The organism is Streptococcus sp. 9903, assembly GCF_013276625.1.
GTDB lineage: Bacteria > Bacillota > Bacilli > Lactobacillales > Streptococcaceae > Streptococcus.
On the sequence record NZ_VMLI01000014.1, the window covers coordinates 158,182 to 169,460 of the forward strand.

Sequence of the window (11,279 nt, forward strand, 5' to 3'; positions counted from 1 at the left end):
TGTTTTGTCTTGAATCACACAACAGAAGTGCTATAATAAAGGTATATCATATAGTAAAAGAGGATAAAGTTATGAAAGACAAAAGAATCTTAAAAGACTTTGAAACTTCTAAAATGAGTTTAAACATTTACACAAGCCCCTTGTTAGCTCTATTTTTCGTCTATATATCTGAGTTCATATCTTCTCTATTTTTTGGCCTTAGTTTTTTAGCATTGATCGGGCTATTTAGCAATCTTGGTATGGGTGGTCAAAGAATTGCAGATTTCCTTCAAATGTTATTTCAGAATTTATCTGATAAAACAAGTGACATCCATTTAATATTTGAATTATTGTCCTTTGGTTTTATCATCTTAACTGTGTTTAGATGGACTAGAAAAGTAGAGAAAAGACCGATTCGAACCTTGGGATTCTATAAAGAAAATTTTTTAAGTTCCTTATTTAAAGGATACGGTCTTGGTCTATCCCTCTTTATACTTGCTTTGGCTGGACTAGTAGTGTTGGGGCAGTATCAATTTGACTCCATTCACTTGGATACTTATTCGCTAGCTTTTACTTTATTTACAATCCCTTTTTGGATTTTACAAGGAACGGCAGAAGAATTGGTTACTCGTGCTTGGCTGATTCCACAATTGTCTAAGAGAACCAATCTTAAAGTCGCTATTATCATATCTAGTAGTCTCTTTACCTTACTTCATTTAGGAAATCCAGGCATAACTTTCTTATCTGCAATTGATCTCTTTTTATTCGGAGTTGCCATGTCCCTATATCTTCTTAAAACAGATACTATATGGGGTATAGGTGGTATTCATGGAGCTTGGAATTTCGCACAGGGAAACCTCTTTGGAGTATTAGTTAGTGGTCAGTCTTCAGGAACATCAATCATGAAATTTACTCCACAAGGCAATCAAGACTGGCTATCTGGTGGGTCTTTTGGTATTGAGGGTTCCATCGTGTCCAGTATTATTTTGTTTCTGCTGATTCTTTATCTCGCTTATCAATTAAAGAAAGAAAATGAAAGGATGTGACTTGGGTCCGTCCTTTTCTTCGTGAAAATGCTATAAGTATGCTAAAATAGGAATAGCACATGGAGAGAGGATTCTTATGATTAACCGCATTACAGATAATCAATTTAAACTAGTATCAAAATATCAACCATCAGGAGATCAACCCCAAGCTATCGAGCAGTTGGTTGATAATATCGAGGGGGGAGAAAAAGCTCAGATTCTGATGGGGGCGACTGGTACAGGGAAGACCTATACCATGAGTCAGGTCATTTCCAAAGTCAATAAACCCACTCTGGTCATTGCCCACAATAAAACTCTAGCAGGCCAGCTCTATGGAGAGTTCAAGGAATTTTTCCCTGAAAATGCAGTTGAGTACTTCGTATCTTACTATGATTATTACCAACCTGAGGCCTATGTCCCTTCCAGTGATACCTATATTGAGAAGGATATCTCTGTCAATGACGAGATTGACAAACTCCGCCACTCAGCGACTTCAGCCCTATTGGAGCGAAATGATGTTATTGTAGTGGCCTCGGTCTCTTGTATCTATGGTCTGGGTTCGCCCAAGGAATACGCTGATAGTGTCGTTAGTCTCCGTCCAGGTCTTGAAATTTCCCGTGATAAACTCTTGAATGACTTGGTGGATATCCAATTTGAGCGAAATGATATTGATTTCCAACGGGGAAGATTTCGCGTTCGTGGGGATGTGGTGGAGATTTTCCCTGCTTCCCGTGATGAACACGCTTTTCGAGTGGAGTTCTTTGGTGATGAGATTGAACGTATTCGTGAAGTTGAGGCTCTGACAGGTCAGGTGTTGGGAGAAGTGGATCATCTGGCGATTTTCCCAGCCACTCACTTTGTGACCAATGACGACCACATGGAAGTTGCCATTGCAAAGATTCAAGCAGAATTAGAAGAGCAACTAGCTGTCTTTGAGAAGGAAGGCAAATTGCTAGAAGCTCAACGTTTGAAACAGCGGACAGAGTATGATATCGAAATGTTGCGTGAGATGGGCTATACCAACGGGGTTGAGAACTATTCACGTCACATGGATGGACGGAGTGAGGGTGAGCCTCCTTATACGCTTCTCGACTTCTTCCCAGATGATTTCTTGATTATGATTGACGAGAGTCACATGACCATGGGGCAGATCAAGGGCATGTACAATGGAGACCGTTCGCGTAAAGAAATGCTGGTTAATTATGGTTTCCGTTTGCCGTCAGCCTTGGACAATCGTCCTCTCCGTCGTGAGGAGTTTGAAAGCCATGTGCATCAGATTGTCTACGTTTCAGCGACACCTGGTGACTATGAAAATGAACAGACCGAGACAGTGATTGAGCAAATCATTCGTCCAACAGGACTCTTGGATCCTGAGGTGGAAGTCCGTCCGACTATGGGACAGATTGATGACCTTTTGGGTGAAATCAATGCTCGTGTTGAAAAGAATGAACGAACTTTTATCACAACCTTGACTAAGAAAATGGCAGAGGACTTGACCGACTACTTTAAGGAAATGGGCATCAAGGTCAAGTACATGCACTCGGATATTAAGACCTTGGAACGGACGGAGATTATCCGTGACCTGCGATTGGGTGTCTTTGACGTCTTGGTTGGAATCAACCTGCTCCGTGAAGGGATTGACGTTCCTGAGGTTAGCTTGGTTGCCATTCTCGATGCTGACAAGGAAGGCTTCCTACGAAATGAGCGTGGCCTCATCCAGACCATTGGACGTGCTGCCCGTAACAGCGAAGGCCATGTGATTATGTATGCGGACACCGTTACTCAGTCTATGCAACGTGCTATTGATGAAACTGCCCGCCGTCGGAAAATCCAGATGGCCTATAATGAAGAACACGGTATCGTTCCACAAACCATCAAGAAAGAAATTCGAGACCTGATTGCCGTGACCAAGGCAGTTGCTAAGGAAGAAGACAAGGAAGTTGACATCAACAGCCTCAACAAACAAGAGCGCAAAGAGCTTGTCAAGAAACTTGAAAAACAAATGCAAGAAGCCGTTGAAGTGCTTGACTTTGAACTAGCAGCTCAGATTCGAGATATGATGCTGGAAGTTAGGGCGTTGGATTAGAATAGTACCTAAAGGAGAAAATATGGCTCGTTCCCAATTAACGATTTTAACAAATATTTGTCTGATTGAAGACCTCGAAACACAGCGCGTGGTTATGCAGTATCGCGCCCCTGAAACCAATCGCTGGTCTGGTTATGCCTTTCCGGGTGGTCATGTAGAAAATGGTGAGGCTTTCGCAGAGTCTGTCATCCGTGAAATCTATGAAGAAACAGGATTGACTATCCAAAGTCCTCAACTTGTCGGTATTAAAAATTGGCCACTAGATACAGGTGGGCGCTATATCGTCTTTTGTTATAAGGCGACTGAGTTTACTGGAACTCTTCAATCTTCAGAAGAGGGAGAAGTTTCTTGGGTACAAAAAGACCAGATTCCAAACTTGGATCTGGCCTATGATATGTTGCCTTTGATAGAAATGATGGAAGCTCCGAACAAGTCAGAGTTTTTCTACCGTCATCGTACAGAAGATGGCTGGGAGAAAGAAACTTTTTAGTTCTATGATTAGTCTATAGGTGTTATCTTTTAAAGTAAGGTACTGAAATATAGGCTAAGTATGGTGGTGTAAGTCAACTGAATATCTCTAAATTTCTTATTATTCTTTTCGATCTATATTTTGAACAATCTCCACCTTCAATTTTGAAATCGGAGATTGTTTTATTTTATGGTATAATCTTAAAATATGAAAGGAAGGACTAGAAAATGGATGATAAAGTAATTGAACAATATAAAAGTCATGATAATCTTGATATTCGAGTAGAATTGCATAAGAAGTATTCAAAAAATAAATTGGGATTTAATAATTGGATATTTTCTAACTACCAAATCACTGATGAAGTAAAGGTTCTAGAATTAGGATGTGGTACAGGAGAACTGTGGAAAAGCAATAGTGATTCTATAGATAAAATGAAGCAGTTGATTGTTACAGATTTTTCTAAAGATATGGTAAAATCAACGAAGTCAGTGATTGGAAATAGAGACAATGTCAACTATGAGATAATGGATATTCAAAAGATTTCTTTTGAGAATGAAACGTTTGATATTGTTATTGCTAATATGCTTTTACATCATGTGAATGATATTCCTAAAGCTCTCTCTGAGGTGAATAGGGTCTTAAAAACCGGAGGAATTTTTTACTGTGCTACATTTGGTGAAAATGGAGTTGTAAATTATTTGGCAAGTTTATTTAAAGATGAGGTTAATCAAGATTTGGAAAATAAAACTTTTACTTTACAAAATGGTAAAAGGTATCTGAGTAGGTATTTTAACTCTGTCGATACATTACTCTATGATGATGAGTTACAGGTAACTAGTATAGATGACCTGGTTAAATACATCCAATCCTTTAAAGGAATTTCAGAAATAGGTTCACTAGAAGAGGAAATAATACGTAAAAGATTGGAAAGTGAGTTTAATAATGGTATGTTGATCATTCCTAAAGAATATGGTATGTTTATTGCTCGAAAGTAAAATTAAGGGAACGAAATTGTGAAAAATTAAATTAAGGAGAAACTTTTCAATATAAAATCAAGCGGATAGTCTTTAGAACCTGCTATAGCTGATTCTATATAAAAGTCTCAATCTTTTGGATTTGGAGAAGTTTCTTGGGTGCAAAAAGACCAGATTCCAAACTTGGATCTGGCCTATGATATGTTACCCTTGATGGAAATGATGGAAGCTCCTGACAAGTCAGAGTTTTTCTACCCTCGCCGTACAGAAAATGGATGGGAAAAGAAAATTTTCTAGTCTTTTACTAAATAACCAAGCTGATCCAAGGCCTCCTCGATATAGTGGAGGTCTTGTTGTGTTTCTTGTGTAATAGTAATAATATATTTGGAAAAATATATGTACTATGAAATAAATTTAAAATATTTTTAGAAAAGTATTGACAAATCAAAAGAAAACGTTTACTATAGAATAAGGGAACGGTTCCACAACATAAGAAGGAGGAGTGATGACTACAATAAAACAGGTTGCTGAAGAAGCTGGAGTATCAAAATCAACGGTTTCAAGATATATATCAAAAAAAGGTTATGTTGGAGATGATGCGAGAGAGAAAATAAAAAATGCGATTAAAAAATTAAATTACACACCAAATGTATTAGCACAATCTTTGAAAACCAAAAAAAACCAAATGGTGGGACTCTTATTGCCAGATATTTCAAATCCCTTCTTCCCAAGATTGGTTCGAGGAGCTGAATCATATTTGAAAGATAAAGGTTATAGAATTATGGTTGGTACGATTTCAGACCAAGAATCTTTGAGTGAATATGTTAATTTACTGTTGAAAACAAATGCTGCTGGAATTATTACTACACATGACTTCACAAAAGAATATCCAGATTTATCATTACCTGTTGTTGTGGTTGACCGAATTAGTAAAGATACAGGTTACGGTGTTTTTTCTGATAATCAGTCAGGTGGTCGTTTGGCTGCTGAAGCAATCTGTAATGCAGGTGCTAAACAAGTTCTGATTATTAAAGTTTTAGATGATAAAGCCGAGAATATCGCGGAACGCTTTGAAGCAAGTTTAAACTATTTGAGGAATAAATCTTTAGAAATTTGTATTGAAGAAAGTGAAACGTTTGACTTTGAAAAAATTCAAAAAGAAGCTAAAGAGAATCTAAAAAGAAATCCAAATATCGATAGTATTATAGCACCTTCTGATATTCATGCGATAGCTTATATTCATGAAATTTTAGCAATTGGTAAAAAAATTCCAGATGATATTCAAATCATTGGTTATGATGATATTGTACTTAGTCAATTTATTTACCCTTCTTTATCAACTATTCACCAATCATCATATAAAATGGGAGAACAGGCTGCAAAACTAATCTATAATATGGCAAATAAGTTCTCTATAGATGAAGCTAAAATTAAACTACCTGTTAGATACGTAGAAAGAAATACATTAAGGAGAAAGTAATGAGTAAAATTGTTGTTGTTGGAAGTATTTCAATGGACTTAGTTATGAGAACAAAAAGGATTCCAGAAGGAGGTGAAACGATTTTTGGGGATTCATTTAATATAGTTCCGGGTGGAAAAGGTGCAAATCAAGCTGTAGCTATTGGTAGATTATCCAGTGTAGAAGATAATATTTACATATTTGGAAACGTCGGAGAAGATATTTTTTCAGCAGATTTACTAAGTAATCTGCAAAATAATAATATTTCTACAGAACATGTGGGAACGGTACCACAATCTACAGGAGTTGCACAAATTACTTTATATGGAGGTGATAATAGGATTATTTATTATCCCGGAGCGAATAATTTAGTTAAAACAAATGATTGGAAAAATGAGTGGGAATTGATTAGTGATGCAAGTATTGTTGTATTACAGAATGAAATACCACATGAAGCCAACCTATCTATAGCTAAATTTTGTCAAGAAAATCAAGTTAAGGTGCTTTACAATCCTGCACCAGCTAGAGAAACAGACATAGAGATGATTCCTTTTTGTGATTTTATTACTCCTAATGAGCATGAATGTTCAGAGCTTTTTCCAGATAAGAAATTAGAAGAAATTATTAAAATTTATCCTAATAAAATGATTGTGACATTAGGAGTTGAAGGTTCTATTTATTATGATGGGACAGCAGTTCAGAAGATTCCTGCTATAAAAGCAGAAGTAGTTGATACTACAGGAGCAGGAGATACGTTTAATGGTGCTTTTGCTTATGCTATCTCAAAAGGAAAAGAGATGAATGTTGCATTGTCCTTTGCAACGATTGCTTCACATCTTTCTGTTCAAAGATTTGGAGCGCAAGGGGGCATGCCGAGTTTGAAAGAAATAAAGGAGCATTCAGGATATGAAGAAATATGGGATTTTAAATAGTAATATAGCAAAACTAGCTGATGATTTAGGTCATATGGATTTGGTTTGTATCGGAGATTTAGGATTGCCAGTTCCAAAAGGTGTTGATAAAATTGATTTAGCATTAAGAAAAGGTAGTCCAAGTTTTTTAGAAGTTTTAAAAGAATATTCAGACCATGTACTTATTGAAAAAATTTTCTTAGCAGAAGAAATTAAGGAAAAAAACAAAGAACAGTGGCATGCAGTTCTAGATCTTTTAGGATCGAATATAATTATTGAATATATTAGTCATGAAGAATTGAAAGCTATGAATACTAAAGTTAAAGCAGTTATTCGCACTGGGGAAGATACACCATATTCGAATATAATCTTGCAATCAGGAGTTATTATTTAGAAGGGGGTTACCTATGAAAATTGAAATGAAGAACATTTCAAAATCTTTTGGGAATAATCGTGTTTTAGAAAGTATTGATTTGGTTCTTAATTCAGGAGAAGTTCATGCTTTAATGGGAGAGAATGGTGCAGGCAAATCAACCTTAATGAATATTTTAACTGGACTTTTTCCAGCTACTTCAGGAACTATTTTTATTGATGGAAAAGAAAAAACATTTTCTAATCCTCAAGAGGCAGAACGGTTTGGACTGAGTTTTATTCATCAAGAAATGAATACTTGGCCAGATATGACTGTACTTGATAATCTTTTTTTAGGAAGAGAAATTAAAAATTCGATTGGGTTTCTAGATAAAGCTAGTATGGAAAGGAAAGCTAAAGAAGCATTTAAACGTCTTAATATATCTATTCCTCTCGATGCAATCATTGGTCAATTATCAGTCGGACAACAACAAATGATAGAAATAGCAAAATGTTTATTATCAGAAGTTTCCTTGTTGATTATGGATGAACCCACAGCAGCTTTAACTGATCGTGAAACTGAAACACTTTTTAAAGTGATAGAAGGATTAAAATCTGATGGTGTAGGTATTGTGTATATTTCACATCGGATGGAAGAAATCTTTAAGATTACAGATCTTATAACTGTTATGAGGGATGGGTTTGTAATTGATACCAAGAAAACGAAGTTAACTAATGCGGATGAATTAGTTCAGAAGATGGTAGGCCGTGAATTAGAAGATTATTATCCAGAAAAAAGGCTGAGATTGGGAATATTGTTTTTCAAGCTAAGAATCTTTCTGGTGATGCTTTTACGGATATTTCTTTCTATGTACGTCAAGGGGAAATTCTTGGTTTTTCTGGTTTGATGGGTGCTGGTCGTACTGAAATAATGCGAGCAATTTTTGGAATTGATTCTTTAAAATCTGGTCAAATTATAATAAACGGAGAACAACTGATAATTAAAAATCCTTTTGAAGCAATTAAGCATGGAATTGGTTTCTTAACAGAAGATCGTAAAGATGAGGGATTGATTTTAGATTTTTCTATTAAAGATAATATGACTTTACCTAGTACTCGTGATTTTGTTAAAAATGGTATTTTCGATAATAAAACAAGTGGTATATTTGTACAACGCTTAATTGATAGGTTACAAATTAAATCAGGTTATCCAGATAAGGAAGTTGGGACACTTTCTGGTGGTAATCAACAGAAAGTAGTTTTAGCAAAATGGATAGGTATTGCACCAAAAGTACTGATTTTAGATGAGCCAACTCGTGGGGTAGATGTTGGAGCTAAGCGTGAAATTTACCAATTAATGAATGAATTAGCTGAACGAGGTGTACCGATTATTATGGTCTCTTCAGATTTACCAGAAGTGATTGGAGTCAGTGATCGCATTATGGTCATGCATGAAGGAAGAATTAGTGGAGAATTAACACGTCAAGAAGCTACACAAGAAAAAGTTATGCAACTAGCTACAGGAGGACAATAGTGTGAAAAATACTATGAAGTACATGTCAGAATTGACAACAGTAATAGCATTGATAATTTTAATGGCTGTTATCACTATTATCAATTCAAATTTTTTAACAGCAAATAATCTGTTAAATTTACTATTGCAAGTAACATCAAATGCACTGATCGCTTTTGGAATGACTTTTGTTATTCTAACAGGTGGAATTGATTTATCAGTTGGATCAATTTTAGCCTTGTCCAGTGCGCTAACCGCTGGCCTATTAGGATCTGGAATGCCTGTTACGTTAGCAATTCTCATCTCTTTAATTTTGGGTTGCATTCTGGGGATGATGAATGGGTTATTGATTTCCTACGGGAAATTAGCTCCATTTATCGTCACTTTAGCGACTATGACTATTTTTAGGGGTGCAACACTTGTTTATACAAATGGGAATCCTATTACAAAAGGATTAAGTGATACATTCTTATTTCAATTTTTGGGGCAAGGTTACATAGTCGGAATTCCATTTCCTGTAATTATTATGTTTATTGTATTTATTGTTTTATATGTTTTACTTCATAAAACAGCATTTGGTAAATCTGTGTATGCTATAGGGGGGAATGAAAAAGCAGCATATATATCAGGTGTGAAACTAAATAAAGTGAAAATTATCATTTATTCAATATCAGGTATGATGGCTTCAATTTCTGGATTGATTATAACATCACGCTTAAGTTCTGCTCAACCAACAGCAGGTGCTAGTTATGAAATGGATGCTATTGCAGCTGTTGTTCTTGGGGGAACCTCATTATCAGGAGGTAAAGGTCGTATACTGGGGACCTTAATAGGTGCTTTAATTATTGGGGTTTTGAATAATGGACTTAATATTATCGGTGTGTCAGCATTTTGGCAACAAGTAGTAAAAGGAGTTGTAATCTTAATTGCTGTTCTGATTGATCGTTTTAAAGTTGTAAAACAGTAGAATCATTTTCAATTTTTTTGGAAATAGCAACAATTTATTAGATGACGAACAATAGTCGGGATGGAAACTATCCCTATAGATATATATTACGAGGAGTAATAACATGAAAATTATTAAAAAAATTAGCATTTTTGCTTTGTTTGTAACATTTATTTTTGCTTTAGTAGCTTGTGGAAAAACTGGTTTAGGAAATTCATCAAATGATAATAAATCTACGACTCAAAAGTCGGCCAAAGAATTAAAATTAGGAGTTTCTATTTCGACTACTAACAATCCCTATTTTGTGGCTATGAAAGATGGTCTTGAAAAAGCTGCAGGAGAAAAAGAAGTAACTTTGAAGATAGCAGATGCACAAGATGATGCTGCTAGACAAGCAGATGATATTCAGAATTTTATTAGTCAAAATGTAGATGCTTTACTAATTAATCCAGTTGATTCTGATGCAATTGTTACATCTATTAAAGCTGCTAATAATGCAAATATTCCAGTAATTTTAATTGACCGCGGTAGTAATGGTGGTGAAGTCTTGACAACTGTTGCTTCTGATAACGTAGAAGCAGGTAAAATGGCTGCCGAATTTATTACCAAGCAATTGGGAGAAAAAGCAAAAACTTTTGAATTATCAGGAGTCCCTGGTGCTTCTGCAACAGTAGATAGAGGTAAAGGATTTGAACAAATTTCAAAGACAAATTTAGATGTTCTTTCTAGTCAATCCGCTAATTTTGATCGCGCAAAAGCTTTGAATACAGCGCAAAATATGATTCAAGGAAACAAAGAAGTACAAGCAATCTTTGCACAGAATGATGAGATGGCGTTAGGAGCTGCACAAGCAGTAAAAGCAGCTGGTCTTAGCAATGTATTAATTGTTGGTATTGATGGTCAACCAGATGCACATGATGCTATTGCAAAAGGTGATATTACTGCCACTATTGCTCAGCAACCAGCTAAGATGGGTGAAATTGCTATTCAATCAGCAATCGATCATTATCAAGGGAAAAAACTGGAAAAAGAAACAGTTTCTCCAATTTATCTTGTGACTAAGGATAATGTTGATCAACATAACTGGTGATATATTTTTAGTAAGCAAGTAGTTGTTAATTTTCATTCAATGTAGTTTTTAAATATCATTGTTACTAATTGAGTTATTGGGTGCAAAAAGACCAGCTTCCACACTTGGATCTGGCCTATGATATGTTACCCTTGATGGAGATGATGGAAGCTCCCGACAAGTCAGAGTTTTTCTACCCTCGCCGTACAGAAGACGATTGGGAGAAGAAAATCTTCTAGTCTTTTACTAAATAACCGAGCTGATCCAAGTCCTCCTCGATATAGTGGAGGTCTTGTTGTGTTTCCTGTCTAATAGTAATAAAAGATTAGAAAAAAAGTATATATATTCGCTAATACTCTTCGAAAATCTCTTCAAACTACGTCAGCTTTATCTACAACCTCAAAGCTGTGCTTTGAGTAATCTACAGCTAGCTTCCTAGTTTGCTCTTTGATTTTCATTGAGTATAAAATTAAATGCTAAAGGTAAATTCCCAAACT

At 35.7% G+C, this 11,279-nt stretch carries 9 protein-coding genes and 5 pseudogenes; 12 read left to right on the forward strand and 2 right to left on the reverse strand.

Annotated features, from left to right (window positions below; translation table 11 throughout):
• Positions 1–71 precede the first annotated feature (71 nt).
• The 5 genes and pseudogenes from HT696_RS06810 to HT696_RS06830 form a co-directional block, all read left to right on the forward strand.
• Positions 72–1,025, forward strand: a complete 954-nt coding sequence (locus HT696_RS06810) for a CPBP family intramembrane glutamic endopeptidase (protein WP_173283283.1) — start codon at positions 72–74, stop codon at positions 1,023–1,025.
• Between the two features lie 76 nt (positions 1,026–1,101).
• Positions 1,102–3,090, forward strand: a complete 1,989-nt coding sequence (uvrB, locus tag HT696_RS06815; RefSeq protein ID WP_173283468.1) for an excinuclease ABC subunit UvrB — start codon at positions 1,102–1,104, stop codon at positions 3,088–3,090.
• A gap of 22 nt (positions 3,091–3,112) precedes the next feature.
• On the forward strand, positions 3,113–3,580 hold the full coding sequence (locus tag HT696_RS06820) for an 8-oxo-dGTP diphosphatase (RefSeq protein ID WP_173283275.1): 468 nt from the start codon (positions 3,113–3,115) through the stop codon (positions 3,578–3,580).
• Positions 3,581–3,786: 206 nt separating this feature from the next.
• Complete coding sequence (locus tag HT696_RS06825) at positions 3,787–4,554, forward strand: class I SAM-dependent methyltransferase (protein WP_173283277.1); 768 nt, start codon at positions 3,787–3,789, stop codon at positions 4,552–4,554.
• A 123-nt stretch (positions 4,555–4,677) separates the two neighbouring features.
• Positions 4,678–4,830, forward strand: a pseudogene (locus HT696_RS06830) (NUDIX hydrolase); the annotation flags it as partial.
• Here the strand turns inward: HT696_RS06830 and HT696_RS06835 are convergent.
• A pseudogene (locus tag HT696_RS06835) lies at positions 4,827–4,895 on the reverse strand (DNA-binding transcriptional regulator); the annotation flags it as partial. The pseudogenes HT696_RS06830 and HT696_RS06835 overlap by 4 nt on opposite strands.
• A 143-nt stretch (positions 4,896–5,038) precedes the next feature.
• On the opposite strand from HT696_RS06835, the gene HT696_RS06840 reads away from it, so the two are divergent.
• From HT696_RS06840 to HT696_RS06870, 7 genes and pseudogenes are all read left to right on the forward strand, one after another.
• Complete coding sequence (locus HT696_RS06840) at positions 5,039–6,013, forward strand: LacI family DNA-binding transcriptional regulator (protein WP_000207600.1); 975 nt, start codon at positions 5,039–5,041, stop codon at positions 6,011–6,013.
• Positions 6,013–6,924, forward strand: coding sequence for a ribokinase (gene rbsK, locus HT696_RS06845; protein WP_173278420.1), 912 nt, complete (start codon positions 6,013–6,015; stop codon positions 6,922–6,924). Before HT696_RS06840 ends, rbsK begins: the two co-directional genes overlap by 1 nt.
• A complete protein-coding gene (gene rbsD, locus HT696_RS06850; RefSeq protein WP_050971367.1) occupies positions 6,899–7,297 on the forward strand; it encodes a D-ribose pyranase in 399 nt (132 codons plus the stop codon). The genes rbsK and rbsD overlap by 26 nt, the downstream gene beginning before the upstream one ends.
• A gap of 13 nt (positions 7,298–7,310) precedes the next feature.
• Positions 7,311–8,788, forward strand: a pseudogene (locus HT696_RS06855) (sugar ABC transporter ATP-binding protein).
• A gap of 1 nt (position 8,789) precedes the next feature.
• Positions 8,790–9,734: a ribose ABC transporter permease gene (gene rbsC, locus HT696_RS06860; RefSeq protein ID WP_023938584.1), complete on the forward strand. Its 945-nt coding sequence runs from the start codon at positions 8,790–8,792 to the stop codon at positions 9,732–9,734.
• Positions 9,735–9,837: 103 nt separating this feature from the next.
• Positions 9,838–10,803, forward strand: a complete 966-nt coding sequence (locus HT696_RS06865; RefSeq protein WP_000691495.1) for a substrate-binding domain-containing protein — start codon at positions 9,838–9,840, stop codon at positions 10,801–10,803.
• A 77-nt stretch (positions 10,804–10,880) separates the two neighbouring features.
• Positions 10,881–11,021: pseudogene (locus tag HT696_RS06870) on the forward strand (NUDIX hydrolase); the annotation flags it as partial.
• On the opposite strand, the pseudogene HT696_RS06875 reads toward HT696_RS06870, so the two are convergent.
• Positions 11,018–11,086 (reverse strand): annotated as a pseudogene (locus HT696_RS06875) (DNA-binding transcriptional regulator); the annotation flags it as partial. The pseudogenes HT696_RS06870 and HT696_RS06875 sit on opposite strands and share 4 nt — an antisense overlap.
• Positions 11,087–11,279 lie beyond the last annotated feature (193 nt).